Raw genomic sequence first — 23,015 nt, 5'->3', positions numbered from 1 at the left:
ACTTTCCTTTCCGAGCTCGTGGAAGGCCAGCCGCGCGTCATTAGGTTGCGAGGCAGTCACGGCAAGATGCACCTTGTCTTTGAGGAGCATGGAATAGAGCGCCTCGCGCCCGCCGATATGAAGGCGCAGGTCAAGCCCCATTTCCAGTAGCGGTGCCAGCCGCGGGGTGATCATCTCGCCCAGCAAGTCGGAAGGTGCGGCGATGTGGACCGTGCCCGAAACCCGCGACGATCGTGCCCGCGCCGTTGCCAATGCCGATTCCGCAGTATCGAGGCTGTTGCCGATAGACGCCGCAAGGTCGTCGGCAATCGCTGTCGGCCGAACGCCTCGAGAATGGCGGTCAAACAACGGGTGGCTCAGTTGCGCTTCCAGCGAGGCGATGTGCTGCGACGCAGCCGGTTGGGTGATGCCGATCGCTCGGGCAGCCTCGCTCAAAGACCGGCGGCGATACACTTCGACGAAGGTGCGCAACTGCAAGAGTGACATATCGGATCCATAAACTGATTTATGGACGATCGCCATTCCTCTTGGATTTCACGATGCCTCCGGATGGGTATCGTCCTTTCGAAAGAGAGAAACGAATGCACAACCGCCGCCAAATGCTGGGAAGTCTCAGCAGTATCATGATGACCGGAGCTCTGGCTCCGGCCGCATTCGCCCGCACTCGCAAACTTCAAGGAAAAGGAAATCTACATATGACCCGCGTGCTCATGGTGACCACGTCCGCTGACCGCATGATCCCTGGCACCGAACCGACGGGTGTCTGGCTGGAAGAGCTGACCACCCCATATTACGCTTTCCGCGACGCCGGCGCCGAAGTGACACTGGCCTCGATCAAAGGCGGCGCCATCCCGATCGACCAGCGTAGCGTGAATGCCGACGGTGAAAACGACGCTTCGGTCGAACGCTATCTGAAGGACGAGACGTTGAAGGCCGACGTTGCCGGCACACCGGTTTTCACTAGCATTGATCCCGCCGGCTACGACGCGCTGTTCCTTCCGGGCGGGCATGGAACCATGTTCGACTATCCCGGCAGCAACGAACTGGCGCGGCTGGTCGAGCGGTTCGATCGCGAGGGCAAGGTCGTTGCCGCCGTCTGCCATGGGCCGGCCGGCCTCGTGTCAGCGAAGAAGGCCGATGGGTCTCCCTTCGTCGCCGGTCGCCGCGTCGCGGGCTTCACGGACAGCGAGGAGCGTGCGGTCGGGCTGGATAAGGCGGTGCCGTTCCTTCTGGAAAGCCGCCTCCGGGAGCTGGGCGGGAAGCATGAAGGCGGTCCCGACTTCGCACCCTTTGCGCTTCGCGACGGCAATCTCGTGACGGGCCAGAACCCCGCCAGTGCGACCAGAACCGCCGCGCTGGTGATGGAAGCCCTCCAGCAGAAAGCCGCCTGAGCCATGCATTACCTCCACACTATGGTTCGTGTCGCCGATCCCGACGAGACAATTCGCTTCTTCAACCTGCTGGGTCTCAAGGAGACCCGGCGGATGGAGAATGAGGCAGGTCGCTTCACCCTCATCTTCCTCGCTGCTGACGAGGACTTTCGCGGCGAGGGCGAGCGCGCCGCCGCGGAGGTCGAGCTGACCTACAATTGGCCGCACGAAGACGGCAGTCCAGGCGAGACCTATTCGGGCGGCCGCAACTTCGGTCATCTCGCCTACCGCGTCGACGACATCTACGAGACCTGTGCACGATTGCAGGCTGGCGGCGTGACCATCAACCGCCCGCCGCGCGACGGGTATATGGCCTTCGTCCGCTCGCCCGACGGCATCTCTATCGAACTGCTCCAGAAAGGTGATCGAAAGGCCCCGGCCGAGCCGTGGGCGTCGATGCCAAACACGGGCGAATGGTGATGGCTCGGCTTTTCGAACCTTAACTGGCGCTGGCACGCCGCAGCTGCGCGTTGCGCATCGGTCAACGCACCGCCGAAATATCTCCGATCCGAACCGTCTGAAGCCGGGTTCATCTTGAAGGAAATGAAGCCATGAAACGCTCGCTCAAACTATTCCTCGCCACGACTGCGGTGCTGTCGCTCGCAGCCTGCGCGACCACGCGTGAGGCCGCGTCTGCCCCTCAAATCGAACAGGTCGCCACCTTCGACGGCGCGATGCCGACCGGCGTGACCGTCGCCCCCAACGGGCGCATCTTCGTCAACTTCCCGCAGTGGGGTGACAACGCGCCGTTTACAGTTGCCGAACTAGTCGATGGCAGGGCGGTGCCTTATCCCGACGCAGCGACCAACCAACCCGATCCGGCCGATCCGGCGGGTCATTTCATCTCGGTGCAGAGCGTAGTGGCCGATGGCGCCAATCGCCTCTGGGTCCTCGACACGGCGGCGCCCAGTTTCTCGCAGCCACAAGCCGGCGGTGCAAAGCTGGTCGCGATCGACCTTGCGACCAACCGAGTGGTCAAGACCATCGTCCTGCCACCCAGCGTCGTACTGCCCGCGACCTACCTCAACGACGTCCGCTTCGATCTGCGCCAAGGGGCTGAGGGCGTCGCCTACATCACCGACAGCAGCAATGCGGGCGTCGGCGGCATCATTGTCGTCGATATCGCCAGCGGGCGCGCAATCCGCCGCCTGTCAGGCCATGCGACCACAAACCCGGAACCCGGCTTCACCCCGACCGTCGACGGCGCGGTGCTGATGAACCGCCCAGCAAATGGACCCGCAACGCCGGTCGCGATTGCCAGCGACGCCATTGCGCTCAGCGCCGATGGCAGCCTGCTGTACTACGGGCCGCTGTCGGGCCGGATGCTGCACGCCGTGCCTACGGCCATGCTGCGGGATCCTGCGGTCTCCGAGGAGGAACTGGGCCGCGCCGTTCAAAGCATGGGACGCAAAGGGGCCTCGGACGGGATTGCCGAAGACGACAAGGGCCGCGTGTTCGCCGGGGACTATGAGAACAACGCAATCCGCGTGCTCGAGCAAGGCCGTTGGACGACGCTCGTCAGCGACCCGCGCATTAGCTGGCCGGACACGTTGTCGATCGGCACAGACGGCTACCTCTATTTCACGGCTAACCAGCTCCACCGTCAGCCCGGCTTCCATGGCGGGCAGGACCTGCGCCGCAAACCCTACGAGCTTCTGCGCATCAAGGTGGGCGGCGGTCCGTTACTTCTGCACCCAAATTGATGGAAGCGGCCGGGCCGGCTCTACAGCGCGCCCGCCCGGCAAATTTACAGGCTCTCGCGATGGTAGTTCCGATTCTTTTTGACCCGACGGTCGAGCGCTATCTGCCGTTAATTGCTGAAGCCTTTGGTCCTGACTTCATCGCGTACAAAAACCACATCTACCGCGTGTTGAGCTACGCATCGCACTTCCTCGGCGACAATCCGGGGGGACGCGAACACATCGCTTTCGCGCTTGTCTTCCATGACGTGGGCATGTGGACCGACCATGAACTGGCCTATCTGGAGCCGTCGGAAGCAGCGGCTGAGCGCATGAGAGCCCGACACGCTGCGCATCTCGATCCATTGCTGGTCGCCAACATCATCCATTGGCATCACAAACTGATGCCATTCGCGGGACCCGACGCCGAGATTGTAAACGCTGTGCGCCAAGCGGACTGGATCGACGCCAGCATGGGCGTCGTTCGGCATGGTGTCTCACGACGGGAGGTCGCAGAAATAGAAGCAGCGATCCCGGTGTTGGGATTTCCGACGATGCTAATGCGCCTAGCCAAAGATCTTCGTCATGGGAACCGGCTGGCGGGTCTTTGGCGCGTGCTCTCTCGCGTCTACAAGCTCTGACTTATTAGGTTGCTAGCCGCAGGAAGCGATAATCCGAAGCGGACCAGCTGATGCTTCGTAAAAGACTTAGATCAGACGTTACCTGCATGGCCGCAGGCGGGTTGTCGCCGGGGCCTCAGGCACCTGCCGCTAAGTCATCGGCCTCCGGTCGGAGACCAGACCGGTGAGGCCTACGGTCACTTCGATAATTGGGTTCTCTTCCTGACCCATGACATGCCACGGGAGATGAGCCCATATCCCCTGTTTGCCGAAGAGCAGCCATTCACAACTGCCGTTTGGAGTCACGCGTGGACACTCCGCTGCTCACTTGAGAGATGTATATAACCGCTGAGCCACTCTTAAGTGGTTTTGAGCCACTTTTAAGTGGTCCCGACACAGAGTGGTAGGCCCGGAGGGACTCGAACCCCCAACCAGACCGTTATGAGCGGTCGGCTCTAACCATTGAGCTACAGGCCCCCAAGGCGCGCCTCGGCGGTAGGGGTTCCGCCTAGCAGGCGCGGGCGCGGCTTGCCAAGCGGGGGCGGGCAAGAAGGCGATCTTTCGGCGATTTCACGAAGATGAACGGAAACTGCCACGGCGCACGGGCGTTGGTTCAGGCGAGAACGGCCAAGGTCGTTGCAACGGATCGGCGAACGCGCCTGTCCCGGATCGCTTACGGAGAAGACTGCATGACCCGCACCCTGGCCGCCGCCCCCCTGAAGACCGTTTCGCTGAAGACCGTCGCTTTCGGCGGCGCCGTCGCCGCCGCCGCCTTCCTGGCCGCCGCCACGCCGCGCGCCATGGCTCAGACCGCCGAACCCATGGGAGCCATGCACATGATGCAGCCCGCGCCGTCGCTGAACCTGTCGGCCTATGGCGAGGTCAAGGCCGCGCCGGACATGGCCACCATCACCTTCGGCGTCCAGACCGAGGCCGTCACGGCTCAGCAAGCCATGCGCGACAACGCTGCGCAGATGACGCGCGTCGTCGCCGCCCTGCGCCGCGCGGGCATCGCCGAACGCGACATCCAGACCTCGGGTCTGAACCTGTCGGCGCAATATGACTACGTCCAGAACGAGCCGCCCAAGCTGCGCGGCTATCAGGCGGTCAACCGCGTGACGGTGGTCATCAACGACCTGAGCAAGGTCGGCACGACGGCCGACGCCGTGGTCGCCGCCGGCGTCAACCAGATCGACGGCATCAGCTTCGGCCTGAAGGATCCGACCGCCGCCGAAAACCAGGCGCGCCAGCTGGCCGTACGCAACCTGCAGGCCAAGGCCCAGCTGTACGCCCAATCGCTGAACGTCCAGCTGTCGGGCATCCGCAACCTAACCGAGGGCGGCGGCTATGCGCCCCAGCCGCCGATGCCGATGTTCGCCGCCCGCGCCGTGTCGATGGATCGGGCCGAAAGCACCCCGGTTTCCGCCGGCGAACTGACGGTGCGGATCGACATCACGGGCGTCTACGACATCGCCCGCTGATCGCATCAATCGGATGAAGAAAAGGCCCGCCGTCGCCGGCGGGCCTTTTTGCATTTTGAGAAGCGACGCGCCTCAGCTGGCGGTCTTGATCACGTTGGCGTCGTCCAGCAGGACCACGTTCGGGTTCCACTGGCGGGCTTCTTCCTGCGGCAGCTGGCCGTAGGTGACCACGATCACCTTGTCGTTCTTCTGGACCAGGCGAGCGGCGGCGCCGTTGACGCCGATGACCTTGGAGCCGCGCGGCGCCTCGATCGCATAGGTGGTGAAGCGCGCGCCGTTGGTGATGTTCAGCACATCGACCTGCTCGTGCGGATAGATGCCGGCGGCGTCCAGCAGGTCCATGTCGATGGCGATCGATCCCTCGTAATCGAGATCGGCCTGGGTCACCGTGGCGCGGTGCAGCTTGGACTTCATCAGGGTGACCAGCATCGTGCGGTCTCCAGCAAGAAAAACGCGGGGCGCAGGCCCTCGCTCACAGGCGGCTCATATAGGGATTTCCGGGCCTCGCATCAATCCGCACGCTGCGTCGCAGCAATCGGGTGCGGCTGCGAATGCCAGGTCAACCGACGGATTGCACGCGCGTCATTTGACGACGGCCCGCGTCCCCCTATGCTGGCGACGCCATTTCCGGCCTGCGAGCGCGCGTTTTCCCTCCGATGAAGCAATTCTTCCTGACGGTCCTTGGTGTCTTCACCGGGCTGATCCTGTTCGTCGTCGTCATTCCCGTGGTGCTGCTGACGGTCGCCGTCGCCTCGTCGTCCAAGCCGACGACGCCGGCGACCACCGTGCTGGAGCTGGACCTGCGCGGCGGCGTCAGCGACCAACCGTCGTCCAATCCGTTCGCGGCCTTCGGCAGTTCGGGCCTGGCCCTGACGGACGTGGTCGATGGCCTGCATCAGGCTCAGAGCGACAGCAGCGTCAAGGCTCTGCTGATCCGCCTGCCGGAAAGCGGCATGACGCCCGCCACCGCCGACGAACTGCGCCAGGCCATCCATCGTTTCCGCAACGCAGGCAAGCCTGTCCTCGCCCACAGCCAGGGCTTCGCCCCATCGGGCGCCGTGATGTCCACCTATATGGTCGGGGCCTCGGCGTCGGAGCTGTGGATGCAGAACACCGCCGGCTTCCAGGCCACGGGCTTCTCGGCCGACAGCCTGTTCCTGGGCCGCGCCTTCCAGAAATACGGCGTCAAGCCCGAGTTCGAACAGCGCTACGAGTACAAGAACGCCGTCAATGAATACACCCAGAGCGACTACACCGGCCCGCACCGCGAGGCGATGACGGCCTGGATGACGTCGATCTACGAAACCGCCCTGGCCAATGCGGCCAAGGATCGCAAGACGACGGCCCCGGCGCTGAAGACGGTGATCGAGGCCGGCCCCTATTCGGCCGAGCAGGCGCTCAGCAACCGGCTGATCGACAAGGTGGGCCAGGTCGAAGTGGCCGAGATCGCCATCAAGACCCGCGCCGGCAAGGGCGCCGAGATCGTCGAGTTCGGCAAATACGCCAGCCAGAAGGGCGAACGCACGGGTTCGGGCAAGAACGCCATCGCCATCGTCGGCGGGGAGGGGGCCATCGTCACCGGGCGCGGCGGCGGCGCCAGCTTCGGCGGCGGCTCGTCCATCCATTCCGACGACACGGCCGAGGCCATCTACGACGCGATCGAGGACAAGAGCGTCAAGGCGATCGTCTTCCGCGTCTCATCGCCGGGCGGTTCGCCTGAAGCGTCCGAGCAGATCCTGGCCGCCGTGCGCGCGGCGCGGGCGGCGGGCAAGCCGGTGGTGGTGTCCATGGGCGCCTATGCGGCCTCGGGCGGTTACTGGATCAGTTCCGAGGCCGACTGGATCGTGGCCCAGCCGACGACCCTGACCGGCTCGATCGGCGTGTTCGGCGGCAAGTTCGTCTTGGCCGATGCGCTGGGCCGGTTCGGCGTCGACATGCGTGAGCTGACGGTGGGCGGGGAATACGCCGACGCCTTCTCGCCGACGCAGGCGTTCACGCCCCAGCAGCGCGCGGCCTTCGCCGGTTCGATGGACCGGATCTACGACGACTTCATCACCCGTGTGGCGACGGGCCGCAAACTGTCGCCGGACCGGGTGCGCGAAATCGCCAAGGGCCGCGTCTGGACCGGCGCTCAGGCCCTGCCGCTGGGTCTCGTCGACCAGCTGGGCGGCATGACCGAGGCGGTGAACAAAGCCCGCCAACTGGCCAAGATCCCCGACAACGAGCCTGTCCGCTTCAAGCATTTCCCCAAGCAGCAGTCGCCGTTCGAGGCCCTGTCGGAAATGTTCGGCGTCCAGACCGAGGCCGCCAAGGCCCTGGTCATGCTCGGCGGCGTCATGGCCGATCCCCAGGCCCAGGCCGTGATGCGCCGGATCGACAGCGACCGGATGCGCAGCCAGGGCGCGGTGGTTCTGGCCGATCAGCCGATCTTTTGACGGGCGCGGCGCACGCGACCGTGCGTCGCGGTCCATTGACCGCAGGCCCCGATGGACCGACATTGCGTGTCAGGCGTTCCCCGGATCGCCTGAAAGGATGATCCATGTTCCAGCCTGAACGTCTCGCCGCCATCGGCCATGCCGCCCGCCGCCGTCCCAACGGCCTGGTGGCGTCCGTCATGTGGGTTGCCGGCATGATCGCCGCCGTCTGCGCCATGGCGGTCGGCGCCGTCCTCGCCGTTTTCACCGCTGCGGCCGTGGCGGTGATCGCGCTGTTCGCCGGCGTTCTGGTCTTTCTGGTCGGTCTGGTCATGCGCACCCGCCGCAATATCGCGCCGCGTCGCCGCAACAGCGATCCCGACCTGATCGAGGCCCACAAGGTGGACGGCGCCTGGGTCGCCTATGGCTGGGAGCGCAACGGCCGCTGAGCCGAACCCGCCCATGACGTCCTACATCGACGCGCCTTCGCCCAACTTCGACGCGCGCCGTGCGCCGCCGGACATGCTGGTGCTGCACTACACCGGCATGCAGACCGGCGAGGCCGCTCTGGCCCGCCTGCGCGACCCCGAGGCCAAGGTTTCGGCCCACTATCTGGTCGAGGAAGACGGCCGCGTCTTTCAGCTGGTGCCCGAGGAGCGCCGCGCTTGGCACGCCGGCCGCGGCGTCTGGCAGGGCGAGGACGACTGCAACGCCGCCTCCATCGGGATCGAGATCGTCAATCCCGGCCATGAGTTCGGCTACCGCGCCTTCCCCGAAGCGCAGATCGCTGCCGTCATCGCCCTGATCTCCGACATTCGCAGCCGCTGGACCATCGCCGACAACCGCATCATCGCCCATTCCGACCTGGCGCCGGATCGCAAGGAAGACCCGGGCGAGCTCTTCCCCTGGAAAAGCCTGGCCGAGGCCGGGCACGGCCTGTGGTTCGAACCGGCGGCCGAACGGGTGCAGGCCTTGGGCGGCCTGTTGCAGAAGGGCGATCAGGGCATCGGCCCGATGGTGCTCAGCGCCGGCCTGCATCGGCTGGGCTACGGCCTGAAAGCCGGCGGCGACTACGACGCCGCCGTGGAAACCGCCGTGCGCGCCTTCCAGCGTCATTGGCGCCCGGCCCGCGTCGACGGCGTCGCCGACGGCGAAACCCGCGCCCGTCTGGTCGGCCTGCTCCAGCTGGCCAGCGCCGAGAGTGTCACGGGCGTATTGAATTGACGTTCGCGCCGCTAGCGCGCATCTAGCGCGCGCCAGACGGCTGGGCGGTCGCGGCGGACTTCGCGTCTGTCGAGGAAAGTCCGGGCTCCACGGTGAAAAGGCGGCGGATAACTTCCGCCCGGGGTGACCCGAGGGATAGCGCCACAGAAAGCAAACCTCCGACCTTGCGAGGCCGGTAAGGGTGAAAGGGTGGGGTAAGAGCCCACCGCGGACCTGGCAACAGGGACGGCATGGCAAGCCCCGCCTGGAGCAAGACCAAATAGGGACATCGCGCGGGCTCGCTCGCGGGGCTCACCGCCTCAGATGTCCGGGTAGGTCGCGAGAACCGATCAGCAATGGTCGGTCCAGAGGAATGATCGTCGCCGATCCGGGCCTCGGCTTCGGAGCGGAACAAAACCCGGCTTACAGGCCGTCTGGCATTTTTCTTGGCCTACCGCGCTTTGCACTGCTTGAGGCCGGCTTTTTTCTTCGGGCCTATCGGCCTTCGGCCTACTTGAGGCCCGTAGGCTTGGGCGTTGACCGCCTCGCTAAGCGCGTCGCCGAATCCGAGTTGGGATTATCCCCGCATTTCAGCGTTCTGGCGGCGGTCCCGCGCTTTCGCGGGCGTTAACCTATTGTCTGGCAATGGAAGGTTAGAACGCCTCACAGCCTGTGAATACTTTGTTTGTTCCGTGTATGTTCCATCCGTTCGAGCGTGCTTAAGTCGTCACACGTCAAAACATGGTTAAATCTTGGCCTTGATCCCATTGAGGCCCATTTCATCCCATGCTATCCCAACTTCATGATTTGGGGCTGAGAGGCGGGCGCGGCGGGCGTTCGTCAGGGCATCTAGGGACGGGCCGAAGGGCTCGATTGGACAGGGCGTGTTTCTCTCGACCTATGAGAAGCAGCTGGACGGCAAGCGCCGTCTCCTCATCCCCAACGATTTCCGCACGACCGAAAACGGCGCCGCCGGCGGCGTCTTCATCTTTCCTTCGATCGAGGCCGACTGCCTGGAAGCGGGCGGCGACCGCCTGTTCGCCGTCTATGCCCAAATGATCGAAGCCCTGCCTTTCGGCTCCGAGGAGCGTTCGGCGCTGGAGTGGCAGGTGATGGGCGAGCAGGTGCGCCTGGCCTACGATTCCGGCGGTCGGATCACCTTGCCTGAGGCGCTGTGCGCCGAGGCGGGTCTGGGCGACACCGTCGTCATCGTCGGCCTGAACGACCGTTTTCAGATCTGGTCGCGCGAGAAATGGGCGGCCCGCCGCGCCGAACAGCGCGCCCTGGCCAAGGCCGGCATGGCCCAGATCGGCGCCCTGAAGCTGGCGGCCCAGATGAAGCTGGCGGGAGGCGGATCGTGACCGACGTTCTCCCCAACGCTCCCCACGCCCCCGTCCTGCTGGCCGAGGTGATTGAGGCCTTGGCGCCCGCGCCCGGCGATGTCGTGATCGACGCCACCTTCGGCGCCGGCGGCTATACCCGCGCCATCCTGAAAACGGGCGCCCAGGTCGTCGCCCTGGATCGCGACCCGACGGTTCAGCCGCACGCCGACGCCGTCGCCAGCGACTTCCCCGGCCAGTTCCAGCTGATCCGCACACCCTTCTCAGGTCTGGCCGAAGCCTTTGCCGACAGCGGCATGGCGAAGCTGGACGGCGCCGTCTTCGACATCGGCGTCTCGTCGATGCAGCTGGATCAGGCCGAGCGCGGCTTCTCCTTCATGCGCGACGGTCCGCTGGACATGCGCATGTCCGATGAGGGCGCGACCGCCGCCGATATCGTCAACACCTGGGACCACGGTCCCCTGGCCCACATCTTCAAACTGTATGGCGAAGAGCGCCAGTCGGGCCGCGTCGCCACCGCCATCCTGCGTCGCCGCGTCGAACAGTCGTTCACCCGCACCCTGGATCTGGCCGAGGTGGTCGAAAAGGCTCTGGGCGGCCGTCGCGGCGCGCCCATCCATCCGGCGACGCGGGTGTTCCAAGCCCTGCGCATCGCAGTCAACGACGAACTGGGCGAGCTGGAGCGCGGTCTGGAAGCGGCTGAGGCGACCCTGGCGCCCGGTGGACGCCTCGCCGTCGTCACCTTCCATTCGCTGGAGGACCGCATCGTCAAGGCTTTCCTGACCGAGCGCACGGGCAACAGCCCCGCCGGTTCGCGTCATGCGCCGATGGCCGTCGATCCGCGCAAGCCCAGCTTCACGCTTCAGTTCAAGGGCGCGCGCGAGGCGGGCGACGAAGAGCGTTCCACCAACCCGCGCGCCCGCTCGGCCAAGCTGCGCGCGGCCGTGCGCACCGACGCCCCGGCCTGGGGTCGGATCGACGGGAGAGCGGCGACATGACCACGGCGCCCTTCTTCACCTATTCCCGCACCGCCCTTCAGCGCCTGTTCGACTGGAAGGTGCGCGGCGTGCGCTGGGTCGAGATCATCGGCGTGGCCTTGGTCGCGATCATGATCGTGTCGGTCTATGCCGCCAAGGCCGCCGCAGCGCGTGAGAGCAGCCGCATCGCCCAAATCGAACAGGACATCCGCGAGAACGGACAGCGCGTCCGCCTGCTGCGCGCCGAGGTCGCCCGCCTGGAGCAGCCCGCCCGTCTGGAAAGCCTGTCGCGCCAGATCGGCATGGCCCCCGTCGCGGTCGCCCGTCAGGCCAAGGAAGGTCAGCTGACCGCCCTGAAACCCGTCCCCGCTCAATCCGCCGCATCTGCTCCCGCAGCCGCGCCGGCGCCCGCCGCCGTCGCCGATGACGCGCTCGTTCCCACGCCCTCGCCGGAGCCGGCGCAATGAGCGTTCAGGATCATCGCTATCATCGCCCCGCGCCGGGCGCCGATTTCCAGGAACGACTGCAAGGCCGTCTGTCGCCCTTCTGGCGCTGGCTGACGGAACTGGTCTGGCGGCTGGAGCACGGCTTCGAGCGCGCCCGCGCCGACGCCCGTCCGGAAGAGGACACGCGCGTCCGCATCTTCCTGATCCTGATCGTCTTTTCCTGCGTCTTCGGCGGCCTGGCCATCGGCGCGTCGTACAAGGCCCTGTTCGCCCCGGCCAACGGCCTGGGACGCGGCGTCAATCCGAACGCCCTGGTGCGCGGCGACCTGACGGACCGCAATGGCGAGCTGCTGGCCACCAACATCGTCCACTACGGCCTCTACATCGACCCGGCCGAGATCTGGGATCGCGACCTGGCCTATCGCCAGATCCGCCGCGCCCTGCCGCGCATCTCGGCCGAGCGACTGAAGAAGGTGCTGGGCGGCGACCGTCGCCTGATCGCCCTGACCGGCCTGACGCCTCAGGAAAAGGCCGCCGTGCACGACCTGGCGCTGGGCGGCGTCACCTTCGAGCCCGAGGATCGTCGCGCCTATCCGCTCGGGACCTCGGCCGTCCATCTGATCGGCGACGCCGACACGGGCGGGCAGGGCGTCTCGGGCGCCGAACTGGCCTTCAACGACGAGATCCGCGCGGCGGGTCAGCGCGGCGAGGCCTTCCCCCTGTCCATCGACCTGCGCGTGCAGGGCGTGCTGGAAAACGAACTCGCCGCCGCCGCGATCAAGAACCAGGCCAAGGGCGCCGTCGGCATCGTCACCGACGTCCAGACCGGCGAGGTGCTGGGCATGGCGTCCTGGCCGACCTTCAACTCGGCCGATCGCGGCGCGGCGCCGGACGGCGCGACGCTGAACCGCGCCGTCTCGGGCCACTACGAGATGGGCTCGGTGTTCAAGACCTTCACCGTCGCCGCCGGCCTCGACACCGGCCGGGCCGACATGAACACCCTGTTCGACGCCTCCCAGGCCTTCCAGATCGGCGATCGCAAGATCAAGGACTTCCACGCCCAGAACCGGGTGATGACGCTGGAAGAGGTCTATCTGCACTCCTCCAACATCGGCACGTCGCAACTGGCGGTGCAGATGGGCCCCAACACCATGCGCGACTATTTCCGCCGCCTGGGCCTGCTGGACGCCGCAAAGATTGAGCTGAAGGAATCGGCCAAGCCCGTCGTGCCGCGTCGCTGGGACAACTCGACCCTGGCGTCGCTGTCCTTCGGCTACGGCATCATGATCACCCCGGCCCAGATGGTTCAGGCCATGGGCGCCCTGACCAATGGCGGTCGGATGATCCCGCTGTCGCTGCGCAAGGGCGGCGCCCGCAACGTCCAGCCGCAACAGGTCGTCACCGAAGAGACCTCGCGCGCCATTCTCGACCTGCTGCGTCGCAACGTCGTCAAGGGTTCGGGCGGTTTCGCCGACGCGCCGGGCCTGCGGGTCGGCGGCAAGACGGGCTCGGCCAACAAACTGGTCGGCGGTCGCTACGACCCCAGCCACGCCTTGGGCTCCTTCGCGGCGGTCTTCCCCGTCGATGGCCCGCTGAACGGCAAGCGCTACGCCATCCTGATCGTGATGGACGAGCCGGGGACCTATCCCAAGACCGGCGCCTATGTCGCCGCGCCCGCCGTGCACAATATCGCCGACCGCATCGCCGGCTTCCTGGGCGTCGAACGCCGCGACGACCGCTGGCGCACGGCCTCGGGCGAGAAGATCCCGCAGTATCAGGACGTAGCGGGGGACGGGCTTTGAGCGCGCTTCATCTGTCCGACCTGCTGCGCCGCGACGTGTCCTCGGACCCGGTCATCACCGGCGTCACCGCCGACAGCCGCAAGGTTTCGCCCGGCGCCCTGTTCGTCGCCCTGCCGGGCACGGCCGCCGACGGCCGCGCCTTCATCCCGCAAGCTCTGGCGCAAGGCGCGGCTGCGGTTCTGGCCCCGACCGACACGCCGGATGGCGCGGCGCCCGTTCTGGTCACCTCGGGCGACGTGCGCCGGGCCTACGCCATCGCCGCGCGCGGCTTCTACGGCGCCCAGCCCAAGACCTGCGTCGCCGTCACCGGCACCAACGGCAAGACGTCGGTCGCCACCTTCTGCCGCCAGATCTGGGCCGGCGTCGGCCATAAGTCCGCAAGCATGGGCACGCTGGGCGTCATCGGCCAGAAGGGCGTCAAGACCTACGCCCTGACCGGCCCCGGCCTGACCAGCCCCGACGCCGCCGAGGCCGCGCGCCTGATGGCCGAACTGGCCGCCAAGGACGTGACCCACGTCGCGCTGGAGGCCTCGTCTCACGGCATCGATCAGCGCCGCCTGGACGGTGTCGCCTTGAAGGCCGCCGCCTTCACCAACCTGACCCAGGACCATCTCGACTATCACGGCACCATGGCGGACTACCGTTCCGCCAAGATGCGCCTGTTCGAGACCCTGCTGCCGCGCGGCCGCACCGCCGTGCTGAATGCCGATTCCGACGCCTATTCGGTCTTCGCCTCGGCCTCGATCATGGCGGGCCTGGGCGTCATGGGCGTGGGCGAGCGCGGTCGCGACCTGACCCTGATCGGCCGTCGCGCGACGCCGGAGGGCCAGCGTCTGACCATCGACGTGCGCGGCGACATTCGCGAAATCCTGCTGCCCCTGGCCGGCGCGTTTCAGGCGTCCAACGCCTTGGTGGCGGCCGGTCTGTGCATCGCCGCCGGCGATCCTGCCGACGCCGTCATCGGCGCGCTGGAAGGCCTGACCGGGGCGCAAGGCCGCCTGCAACGCATCGACGGCGGCCAAGAAGGCCGGGGCGAGGTCTATGTCGACTACGCCCACACCCCCGACGGGCTCGAGACGGTGCTGAACGCGCTGCGTCCCCACGCGACGGGCCGCCTGATCGTCGTCTTCGGCGCCGGCGGCGATCGCGATCGTGGCAAGCGTCCCCTGATGGGCGAGATCGCCGGGCGTCTGGCCGACATCGCTATCGTCACCGACGACAACCCGCGATCCGAAGACGCCGCCGCCATCCGCGCCCAGGTCCGCTCCGGCTGCCCGGACGGGATCGAGATCGGCGACCGCCGCGCCGCCATCGAGGCCGCCGTCGAAATGATGCGTGACGGGGATGTGGTGGTCATCGCCGGAAAAGGGCATGAACAGGGTCAGATCGTCGCGGGCGTGACCCACCCCTTCGACGACGCCACTGTCGCGTCCGAGGCCCTGTCTCTCTATGCCTGAAAACTCCGCCCGCCCGCTCTGGTCGGCCGCCGAAGTCGCCGCCGCCACGGGCGGCGTGCTGCACGGCGACGACCGCCCGATTACGGGCCTGACCTACAACAGCCGCGAGATCGTCCCCGGCGATCTGTTTCTGGCGCTGAAGGGCGAACGCGACGGGCATCAGTTCGCCAGCGGCGCCTTCGCATCGGGCGCTGCGGCCGCCCTGGTCGAAAACGAGGTCGACGGCGGCCCGTGCGTCGTCGTGCCCGACACCTTGCGCGGCCTCGAAGCCCTGGGCGTCGCCGCTCGCGAGCGCGCGCCCCATGTAAGGCGCGCAGCCGTCACCGGCAGCGTCGGCAAGACCAGCGTCACCCAGGCGATCAAGGCGGGCCTCGACCTCGCCGGTCCCGCTCACGGGTCGATCAAGAGCTACAACAACCACATCGGCGTGCCCCTGACCCTGGCCCGGATGCCGGTCGAAACCCGGCGCGCCGTGTTCGAGATCGGCATGAATGCGCCGGGCGAGATCGCGCCGCTGTCGCGCTTCGTCGCCCCCCACGCCGCCTGCGTCACCACGGTCGGTCCGGTCCATATCGAGGCCTTCGCAGACGGCGAGGCCGGGGTCGCGCGTGAAAAGGCGACCATCTTCCAGGGTCTGGTCCCGGGCGGTGCGGCGGTGGCGAACGGCGACGTCGCCTTCTCGGCTATCCTGTGCGATGCGGCCAAGGCGGTCGGCGCGCGTTTGCTGACGTTCGGATCCGACGCCGGCCATGACGCTCGCCTGCTGGACTTCCGGCCGGACGCCGAGGGCGCGGCAGTCGCGGCCGAACTGTTCGGGCGACGCATCGACTATCGCCTGGCCCAGTCCGGCGCCCATTGGGGCCTGAACAGCCTGTGCGTCCTGTTGATGCTCGACGCCCTGGACGTGTCGCTGGAAACGGGTCTTGAAGCCCTGGCGGGGTTCCAACCTCTGGCCGGACGCGGCCAGACCCGCACGGTCACGACGCCGGACGGCGCCTTCACCCTGATTGACGAGAGCTACAACGCCAATCCCCTGTCCATGGCCGCCGGGTTCAAGACCCTGGGCGCGCGCTCGACCTCGGGCCGCCGCGTGGTGGTGCTGACCGACATGCTGGAGCTGGGCGAACAGAGCCGCGACCTGCATGAAGGCCTCGCCGGCCCCATCGACGCCGCCAGCCTCGACCTGGTCCACGCCGCCGGGCCCGAGATGCGCTGGCTTTACGACGCGCTTCCGGTCTCGCGACGCGGCGTCTGGCGCGCGACGGCGGCGGAACTGGCGGCCGAGGCGGGCCTGCTGGTCGCGCCCGGCGACATCGTCATGGTCAAGGGCTCGAACGGCTCCAAGGCCTCGCTGGTGGCCCAAGCCTTGGCGAACCTCAGTCGCGCCGAAGGCGTCCCCTCAAGCAGTGACGCCCCGCGGGCGTCGCGGTAGGGAAGAAACATGTTCTATCTGCTCTATCTCTACTACGCCGACGTGGCGCACCAGTATCCCCTGCTGAACCTGGTGCAGTACCAGACGGTGCGCGTGGCCCTCGCCATGGCCACCGCCATGATCGTCGCCGTCGCCATGGGCAGCCGCTTCATCAACTGGATCCGCGCCAAACAGGGGCGGGGCCAGCCGATCCGCGACGACGGCCCGGTGTCCCACCTGTCCAAGGTCGGCACCCCGACGATGGGCGGTCTGATGATCCTGGCCGGCATCGGCGTGGCGGTGCTGCTCTGGGGCGACCTGACCAACCCCTACATCTGGATCGTCAGCTTCGTGACGGCGGCCTTCGGCGTGCTGGGCTTCATCGACGACTACGCCAAGGTGACCAAACAGACCTCGGCCGGCCTGACCTCGAAACAGAAGCTCCTGGCCCAGACCGTCGTCGCCGTCGTCGCCGGCGTCCTGACCGTGCTGTGGATGACCGTCTCGCCGACCTCGCCGGGGCTTGAGACGTCGATCGCCTTCCCCTTCTTCAAGGCCGTGCTGCTGAATATCGGCTGGTTTTATGTGGCGTTCGCGGCCTTCACCATCGTCGGCTTCTCCAATGCGGTGAACCTGACGGACGGTCTGGACGGTCTGGCGACCGTGCCGGTGATGATGGCGGCGGGCGCGTTCGGCGTGATCAGCTACCTCGCCGGCAACTTCGTCTTCGCCCAGTATCTGCAGGTCCACCACGTGCCTGGCGCGGGCGAACTGGCCATCTTCTGCGCGGCCATGATCGGCGGCGGCGCGGGCTTTCTCTGGTACAACGCCCCGCCGGCCAAGATCTTCATGGGCGACACGGGTTCGCTGGCTCTGGGCGGCGCGCTGGGCGCCATCGCCGTCACCACCAAGCACGAACTGGTTCTGGGCATCGTCGGCGGCCTGTTCGTCATGGAGGCCGCCTCGGTCATGATCCAGGTCGGCTATTACAAGCTGACGAAGAAGCGCATCTTCCTGATGGCGCCGGTCCACCACCATTTCGAGAAGATGGGCTGGCCGGAATCCACGGTCGTCATCCGCTTCTGGATCATCGCCGGCGCCTTGGCCCTGCTGGGCCTGTCGACGCTGAAGCTGCGCTGATCCGATGATCCCCGTTCCCGGCTTTGAAGGCAGGCGGGTCGCGGTCTTCGGCCTGGGACGGTCGGGGATTACGGCCGCGCGCGCCCTTCAGGCCGGGGGCGCGATCCCGATCCTGTGGGACGACGGCGAGGCCGGCCGCGCGCAGGCGAAAGGCGAGGGCTTCACGGTCGAGGACCTGGCGGCCGCCGACTGGTCCGACTTCGCCGCCATTGTCCTGTCGCCCGGCGCGCCCCTGACCCATCCCAGGCCGCACTGGACCGTGGACCTGGCCCGCGCGGCCGGCGTGCCCGTCCTCGGCGACATCGAACTGTTCGCCCGCGCCCTGGCCGACCGGCCGAAGGATCAGCGGCCGCGCGTCGTCGCCATCACCGGCACGAACGGCAAGTCCACCACCACCGCCCTGATCGGCTGGGTGCTGAAGTCGGCGGGCCTGACGGTCCACGTCGGCGGCAATATCGGCGTCGGCGTCCTGGCGCTGCCCGAACCGACGCCCGACGCCGTTTATGTGATCGAGGTCTCCAGCTATCAGCTGGACCTGACCACCACTTTCGCCCCCGATGTCGCCATCCTGACCAACATCAGCCCCGACCACCTGGACCGCCACGGCGGCATGGACGGCTATGTCGCGGCCAAGGCGCGCATCTTCGCCAATCAGGGACCGGATGGTGTGGCCCTGGTGGGCGTGGACGATACCTGGGGGCAGCAGATTGCGCGTGACCTGTCAGATCGCGCCACCGTCATCTCGACCCACCCCTCACAGAGAGCAGAAGGCTATGTCGCGCAGTCGGGCGCTGTTCTGAAGGATAGCGAACTGGTCGCCGATCTCACCGCCGCGCGCTCGCTTCCCGGCCGCCACAACGCCCAGAACGCCGCCTTCGCCTATGCGACCGCGCGCGCCCTTGGTCTCGATCACGACGCCGCCGTCGCCGGCCTGCTGTCCTTCCCCGGCCTGGCCCACCGGATGGAGGCGGTCGGCCGCCTCGGCTCCGTGCGCTTCATCAACGATTCCAAGGCCACCAACGCCGACGCCGCGCGTCAGGCCCTGGCCTCCTATCCGTCCGTCTTGTGGATCGCCGGCGGCGTGCCCAAGGCCGGCGGAATCGCGGACCTGGCCGACCTCTTCCCCCGCATCGCCAAGGCCTATCTGATCGGCGACGCGGCCCCGGCCTTCGCCGCCACACTGGCCGACACGCCCCACGTCATCGCCCGCACCCTCGACGCCGCCGTGGCCGCCGCCGCCGCCGATGCGGCCTCTGCCGGCGGCGAGCAGATCGTCCTCCTGTCCCCCGCCTGCGCCAGCTTCGATCAGTTCAAGGACTTCGAGGCGCGCGGCGAGGCCTTCCGCGCCGCCGTCCTGGCCCTCGGCGCCGTCCCGGAAACCGCGTCATGAGCGCTCCCTACACCCCCGCCTTTTCCCGCAACGACCAAAGCCATGTGGCACAGTGGTTCTGGACCGTGGATCGCGGCCTGTTGGGTGCGGCCCTCGCCCTGATGGCCCTGGGCGTCGCGCTCAGCTTCGCCTCCAGTCCCGCCGCCATCCTGGCCGATGAATCGATCACCGACCCCTTCCACTATTCCTGGCGGATGATGGTCTTTTCGGGCGTGGGGCTCAGCATCATGCTGACGACCTCGCTGATGTCGCCGCGCGGCGTGCGACGCATCGCGGTCCTGGCCCTGTTCGGCGCCATCGTCGTGATGATGGCCTTGCCGTTCATCGGCGATACGGTGAAAGGGGCCGCCCGCTGGGTGAACTTCGGCCCCTTCAGCCTGCAACCGTCCGAGTTCGCCAAGCCCGGCCTGATTGTCTTCGCCGCCTGGATGTTCGCCGAGGCGCAAAAGGGCCAAGGGGTGCCCGGCGTCACCATCGCATTCGGCTTCTACGCCCTGACCGTCTCCCTGCTGCTGATCCAGCCCGACATCGGCCAGACGCTTCTGATCACCACCACCTTCATGGCCGTCTTCTTCATGGCGGGCGTGCCGTTCAAATGGATGGCGGTTCTGGCCAGCCTGGGCATGGCGGGGCTGGTGTCGCTGTATTTCGTCTTCGGCCACATGCGTGACCGCCTCAGCCGCTTCTTCTCGCCCGAAACCACCGACACCCACCAGATCGACAGCGCCTCCGAGGCCATCCGCGCCGGCGGCCTGCTGGGCCGGGGCATCGGCGAGGGCGTAATGAAGCGCCGCGTGCCCGACCTGCACACCGACTTCATCTATTCCGTCGGCGCCGAGGAGTTCGGCCTGATCCTCAGCCTGATCATGATCAGCCTCTACGCCTTCATCGTCATCCGGGGCATGCGCCGGGCCATGAAGCTGACCGACCCGTTCGAGCAGACGGCGGCGGCGGGTCTGTTCATGCTGATCGGGCTTCAGGCCTGCATCAACGTCGCGGTGAACCTGAACCTGATCCCGACCAAGGGCATGACCCTGCCCTTCATCAGCTATGGCGGCTCCTCCATGCTGGCCATGGGCCTGACCATGGGCTTTGCCCTAGCCCTGACGCGGCGCAGACCCGGCGCCTACGAACCCGGCGCCAGCCTGACCATGGGCCGGCGGTTGCTGTAGTTCTCTTTCGTCGTCCCGCGATCTCGCTACGCCAGTCGCAGGAGGACGAAAGAGCGGTTAGCCAGCCTTCTTTGACGAAAACATGCGGACGATTTCCGTCGCTTACCGCTCGCGATCGACCGTCTCCTGCCCACGCTGCAAAATCGTGCGATCCTGTCGCCGCCCCATTCCTCGCCGCACTGTTCATCGCCGACATTAGACAGATTAGACGAATTAGACGGTGTTTTTGCCTGCCCACCGTCTGAACTTCAGACTATTCAGACCCTCTTTTTCGGAGCCTCGCCCATGACCAAGCTCTGCGTCGTCGCCGCCGGCGGCACCGGCGGCCATATGTTCCCGGCCGAGGCGCTGGCGCGCGAGATGGCGGCGCGCGGCTGGCGCGTGGTCCTGGCGACCGATCACCGGGGCGAACAATACGCTCACGCCTTTCCCGCCGAGGAACGGCTGGCGCTGGACGCCGCCACCGGCTCCGGCCCGCTGGGCCTGATCAAGGCGGGCGTCGCCATCTTCAAGGGCGTGGTCCAGGCGCGAACGGCCTTCGACCGGCTGGGCGCGGACGTCGTCGTCGGCTTCGGCGGCTATCCGTCCGCCCCGGCCCTGGTCGCCGCCGTCACGTCCCAGCGACCGACGGTGATCCATGAACAGAACGCGGTCCTGGGCCGCACCAACCGCATCCTGGCCCCCTATGTCGGTCAGGTCGCTTCATCCTTCCCGACGCTCGAACGCGCGCCGGCCAAGGTCCAGGGCCGCTCGCACGTCGTCGGCTCGCCGGTGCGGGCTGAGATCCGCGCCCTGTTTGACCGCCCCTATGCCGCTCCCGCCGCCGACGGCCCGATCCAAGTGCTGGTGACCGGCGGCAGCCAGGGCGCCCGCATCCTGTCCGAGACCACGCCCCGCGCGCTGGCCGCCCTGCCTGAAGCCCTGCGTCGCCGCCTGAAGGTGCAGCAGCAGTCACGCCCCGAGACGCTGGAGGCCGCGCGCCAGATCTATCTGGAGGCCGGGATTGAGGCCGAGGTCGCCCCCTTCTTCCGCGACATGGCTGACCGGCTGTCCAAGGCGCATCTGGTCGTCGGCCGCTCCGGCGCCTCGACCTGCGCCGAACTGGCGGTCGCGGCCCTGCCGTCCGTCCTGATCCCGCTAAAGATCGCCACCGACGACCACCAGCGCCTGAACGCCAAGGCCCTGACCGATGCGGGCGCGGCCGAGGTCATTCTGGAAGGCGACCTGACCGTCGATCGCCTGGCTTCGACCCTGACCGGCGTCCTGTCCGATCCGGCGCGCCTGTCGGCCATGTCCGCCGCCGCCCGCAGCGTCGCCATCCCCGACGCCGCCCAACGCCTGGCCGACCTCGTCGAGGCGATGGCGGGGCGTGCATGATGTCTCCTCCCCACGTGTGGGGAGGGGGACCGCGTAGCGGTGGAGGGGCTCTTCACGCCGAAAGAACCCCTCCGTCACGGCGCAAAGGGCGCGCCGCGCCACCTCCCCACCGCTTCGCGACAGGGAGGAGACATCAACCCTCTCGGGCCTGACGCGTTAGGAAGCTCATGCCTCCGGAAATCATCGCCGTCACCCGCCAGATCCGCGCCCTGTGGCACCGGTTCGACTGGCTGCCCGAATGGGCGGTCATCGGCCTGGTCCTGCTGGTCTTCGTCGGCGGCGGTTGGCTGACGCACAAGATCGTCTTCGCCATCCTGCGTCGCATGGTTCGGAACAAGGATCTCTTCTGGCGCGGCGTGGTCGAACGCGCCCGGGTCAAGCTGCGCGTCCTGATCATCATCATCGGCATCGGCATCGGCGTGACCGTCTCGCCGATGGATCCCGGCCCGTCCGAGGATATCCGCAGCGCCCTGCTGTTCCTGTTCATCCTGACCCTCGGCTGGATGGCGTCGGGCGTGCTCGACATGTGGTCGGTCATGCACCTCAAGCGGTACAATATCGCCGTCGAGGACAATCTGCTGGCCAGGAAGCACTTGACCCAGACCCGCATCCTGCAGCGGGTGGCCAAGGTCGTGCTGTTCATCGTCACCGTGGGCCTTGCTCTGATGACCATCGCCGGCTTCCGTCAGTGGGGCGTCAGCCTGCTGGCCTCGGCCGGCGTCGTCGGCATCATCGCCGGTCTGGCGCTTCAGCCGATCCTGACGAACATGGTCGCCGGCATCCAGATCGCCCTGACCCAGCCCATCCGTCTGGACGACGCCGTCATCGTCGAGAACGAGTGGGGCAATGTCGAGGAGATCACCTCGACCTATGTGGTGGTCAAGCTGTGGGACTGGCGCCGGATGGTGCTGCCCCTGTCCTACTTCATCACCAAGCCCTTCCAGAACTGGACGCGCGAGAACGCCCGTCTGATAGGCGTCGCTTTCTTCTACGTGGACTACGAAGCGCCCATCGACCGACTGCGCACCGCCTTTGAGGGCATCGTCAAGGCGTCCAAACACTGGGACGGCGACGTGCAGGTGATGCAGGTCACCGACATCACCGAACGCGTGCTTCAGGTGCGCTGCCTGGCCAGCGCTCGCTCGGCCCCGGTCGCCTTCGACCTGCGCTGCGAGATCCGCGAGAAGCTGATGGCCTTCATGCGCGACGAATGCCGCGAGGCCCTGCCGCGCGACCGCATCGAATGGCCGCAAGGCGAACCCTCTAGTCTCCCTCCCCGCCTCGGGGAGGGTGGCCGCGAAGCGGTCGGGTGGGGGCGGCCGCCATCAGTTCGCGAAGAATGAAATCCATGACATCCGGGAGTCGATCCCGAACATCGGAGGCCGCTATGCGCAGTGTCTTTACGCCGTGATGAGCCAATGCGGCGTCACGGCGGGCGTCCCAGTCGCCACGCCCTCGTGCGAACCGCCATCGACCTCCACCGCCAAACCGCGTCGGAGACAAATGAAGTCGACATAATAGCCGAGGAGAGGATGCTGGCGTCAGAAATGAAAACCTTGTTATCGAAGGTCGCGCAGAGCCAACCAAAGCCTCGCCTCCGGCGGGCTCATGGCTTTTCGCATCGCTCGGGCTTTTGCGATCTTCGCCATTCTGGGCCGCCCCCACCCGGTCTCGCT

Annotated in this window: 22 protein-coding genes, 1 tRNA gene and 1 other RNA gene; 20 read left to right on the top strand and 4 right to left on the bottom strand. The window is 67.1% G+C overall.

Annotated elements, in window-relative coordinates; genetic code table 11:
* Positions 1–522 (bottom strand): LysR family transcriptional regulator (locus tag BVE01S_RS08390; RefSeq protein WP_218015922.1); only part of this gene is annotated, 522 nt, incomplete at its 3' end.
* Between the two features lie 173 nt (positions 523–695).
* On the opposite strand from BVE01S_RS08390, the gene BVE01S_RS08385 reads away from it, so the two are divergent.
* The 4 genes from BVE01S_RS08385 to BVE01S_RS08370 all read left to right on the top strand — a co-directional run bounded on the left by BVE01S_RS08385 (position 696) and on the right by BVE01S_RS08370 (position 3,750).
* Positions 696–1,391, top strand: coding sequence for a type 1 glutamine amidotransferase domain-containing protein (locus BVE01S_RS08385; RefSeq protein WP_066626473.1), 696 nt, complete (start codon positions 696–698; stop codon positions 1,389–1,391).
* A gap of 3 nt (positions 1,392–1,394) precedes the next feature.
* Positions 1,395–1,850, top strand: a complete 456-nt coding sequence (locus tag BVE01S_RS08380; protein WP_066626472.1) for a VOC family protein — start codon at positions 1,395–1,397, stop codon at positions 1,848–1,850.
* Between the two features lie 131 nt (positions 1,851–1,981).
* Positions 1,982–3,133 carry an L-dopachrome tautomerase-related protein gene (locus tag BVE01S_RS08375; protein ID WP_066626466.1) on the top strand — a complete coding sequence of 384 codons (1,152 nt, stop codon included), beginning with the start codon at positions 1,982–1,984 and terminating at the stop codon, positions 3,131–3,133.
* Positions 3,134–3,192: 59 nt separating this feature from the next.
* The gene (locus BVE01S_RS08370) at positions 3,193–3,750 is read left to right on the top strand and encodes a phosphohydrolase (protein WP_157076447.1); all 558 of its coding nucleotides are present in this window, start codon (positions 3,193–3,195) and stop codon (positions 3,748–3,750) included.
* Positions 3,751–4,130: 380 nt separating this feature from the next.
* Here the strand turns inward: BVE01S_RS08370 and BVE01S_RS08365 are convergent.
* Positions 4,131–4,206: transfer RNA gene (locus BVE01S_RS08365), tRNA-Ile, on the bottom strand.
* 212 nt (positions 4,207–4,418) lie between these two features.
* On the opposite strand from BVE01S_RS08365, the gene BVE01S_RS08360 reads away from it, so the two are divergent.
* Complete coding sequence (locus BVE01S_RS08360) at positions 4,419–5,210, top strand: SIMPL domain-containing protein (protein WP_066626464.1); 792 nt, start codon at positions 4,419–4,421, stop codon at positions 5,208–5,210.
* 72 nt (positions 5,211–5,282) lie between these two features.
* On the opposite strand, the gene panD is transcribed toward BVE01S_RS08360, so the two are convergent.
* Positions 5,283–5,639, bottom strand: a complete 357-nt coding sequence (gene panD / locus BVE01S_RS08355) for an aspartate 1-decarboxylase (protein WP_066626462.1) — start codon at positions 5,637–5,639, stop codon at positions 5,283–5,285.
* A 227-nt stretch (positions 5,640–5,866) separates the two neighbouring features.
* Here panD and sppA point away from each other — a divergent pair, with 227 nt between their 5' ends.
* From sppA to BVE01S_RS08280, 15 genes are all read left to right on the top strand, one after another.
* Complete coding sequence (sppA, locus tag BVE01S_RS08350) at positions 5,867–7,645, top strand: signal peptide peptidase SppA (protein ID WP_066626460.1); 1,779 nt, start codon at positions 5,867–5,869, stop codon at positions 7,643–7,645.
* Positions 7,646–7,749: 104 nt separating this feature from the next.
* Complete coding sequence (locus BVE01S_RS08345) at positions 7,750–8,073, top strand: hypothetical protein (protein WP_017504540.1); 324 nt, start codon at positions 7,750–7,752, stop codon at positions 8,071–8,073.
* A gap of 13 nt (positions 8,074–8,086) precedes the next feature.
* The gene (locus BVE01S_RS08340) at positions 8,087–8,848 is read left to right on the top strand and encodes an N-acetylmuramoyl-L-alanine amidase (RefSeq protein WP_066626459.1); all 762 of its coding nucleotides are present in this window, start codon (positions 8,087–8,089) and stop codon (positions 8,846–8,848) included.
* Positions 8,849–8,880: 32 nt separating this feature from the next.
* Positions 8,881–9,269: RNase P RNA component class A (gene rnpB, locus BVE01S_RS08335), an RNA gene on the top strand.
* A 442-nt stretch (positions 9,270–9,711) separates the two neighbouring features.
* Positions 9,712–10,188, top strand: a complete 477-nt coding sequence (locus tag BVE01S_RS17515) for a division/cell wall cluster transcriptional repressor MraZ (RefSeq protein WP_066626458.1) — start codon at positions 9,712–9,714, stop codon at positions 10,186–10,188.
* Positions 10,185–11,165 carry a 16S rRNA (cytosine(1402)-N(4))-methyltransferase RsmH gene (gene rsmH / locus BVE01S_RS08325; RefSeq protein WP_066626457.1) on the top strand — a complete coding sequence of 327 codons (981 nt, stop codon included), beginning with the start codon at positions 10,185–10,187 and terminating at the stop codon, positions 11,163–11,165. Before BVE01S_RS17515 ends, rsmH begins: the two co-directional genes overlap by 4 nt.
* The gene (gene ftsL / locus BVE01S_RS08320) at positions 11,162–11,611 is read left to right on the top strand and encodes a cell division protein FtsL (RefSeq protein ID WP_066626455.1); all 450 of its coding nucleotides are present in this window, start codon (positions 11,162–11,164) and stop codon (positions 11,609–11,611) included. Before rsmH ends, ftsL begins: the two co-directional genes overlap by 4 nt.
* A complete protein-coding gene (locus tag BVE01S_RS08315; protein ID WP_017504535.1) occupies positions 11,608–13,392 on the top strand; it encodes a peptidoglycan D,D-transpeptidase FtsI family protein in 1,785 nt (594 codons plus the stop codon). The genes ftsL and BVE01S_RS08315 overlap by 4 nt, the downstream gene beginning before the upstream one ends.
* Positions 13,389–14,849, top strand: a complete 1,461-nt coding sequence (locus BVE01S_RS08310; RefSeq protein WP_066626453.1) for a UDP-N-acetylmuramoyl-L-alanyl-D-glutamate--2,6-diaminopimelate ligase — start codon at positions 13,389–13,391, stop codon at positions 14,847–14,849. Before BVE01S_RS08315 ends, BVE01S_RS08310 begins: the two co-directional genes overlap by 4 nt.
* Positions 14,842–16,281 carry a UDP-N-acetylmuramoyl-tripeptide--D-alanyl-D-alanine ligase gene (locus tag BVE01S_RS08305; protein WP_066626451.1) on the top strand — a complete coding sequence of 480 codons (1,440 nt, stop codon included), beginning with the start codon at positions 14,842–14,844 and terminating at the stop codon, positions 16,279–16,281. The genes BVE01S_RS08310 and BVE01S_RS08305 overlap by 8 nt, the downstream gene beginning before the upstream one ends.
* A gap of 9 nt (positions 16,282–16,290) precedes the next feature.
* Entirely contained in the window at positions 16,291–17,400 is a 1,110-nt protein-coding gene (gene mraY / locus BVE01S_RS08300) for a phospho-N-acetylmuramoyl-pentapeptide-transferase (protein WP_017504532.1), read from the top strand.
* A 4-nt stretch (positions 17,401–17,404) separates the two neighbouring features.
* Positions 17,405–18,790, top strand: coding sequence for a UDP-N-acetylmuramoyl-L-alanine--D-glutamate ligase (murD, locus tag BVE01S_RS08295; protein ID WP_066626445.1), 1,386 nt, complete (start codon positions 17,405–17,407; stop codon positions 18,788–18,790).
* A complete protein-coding gene (locus BVE01S_RS08290) occupies positions 18,787–19,962 on the top strand; it encodes a peptidoglycan glycosyltransferase FtsW (RefSeq protein WP_055805836.1) in 1,176 nt (391 codons plus the stop codon). Before murD ends, BVE01S_RS08290 begins: the two co-directional genes overlap by 4 nt.
* A gap of 285 nt (positions 19,963–20,247) precedes the next feature.
* The gene (murG, locus tag BVE01S_RS08285) at positions 20,248–21,339 is read left to right on the top strand and encodes an undecaprenyldiphospho-muramoylpentapeptide beta-N-acetylglucosaminyltransferase (RefSeq protein WP_066626444.1); all 1,092 of its coding nucleotides are present in this window, start codon (positions 20,248–20,250) and stop codon (positions 21,337–21,339) included.
* Positions 21,340–21,506: 167 nt separating this feature from the next.
* The gene (locus BVE01S_RS08280; protein ID WP_066626443.1) at positions 21,507–22,682 is read left to right on the top strand and encodes a mechanosensitive ion channel family protein; all 1,176 of its coding nucleotides are present in this window, start codon (positions 21,507–21,509) and stop codon (positions 22,680–22,682) included.
* 57 nt (positions 22,683–22,739) lie between these two features.
* Here the strand turns inward: BVE01S_RS08280 and BVE01S_RS17280 are convergent, their stop codons facing one another.
* The gene (locus tag BVE01S_RS17280; RefSeq protein WP_084375345.1) at positions 22,740–22,844 is read right to left on the bottom strand and encodes a hypothetical protein; all 105 of its coding nucleotides are present in this window, start codon (positions 22,842–22,844) and stop codon (positions 22,740–22,742) included.
* Positions 22,845–23,015: the final 171 nt, after the last annotated feature.

It is taken from the genome of Brevundimonas vesicularis NBRC 12165 (assembly GCF_001592205.1).
In the GTDB taxonomy this organism is placed as follows: Bacteria; Pseudomonadota; Alphaproteobacteria; order Caulobacterales; family Caulobacteraceae; genus Brevundimonas; species Brevundimonas vesicularis.
The sequence above is the reverse complement of the archived record's forward strand: the minus strand, read 5'-3'. Positions and strand labels throughout refer to the sequence as shown.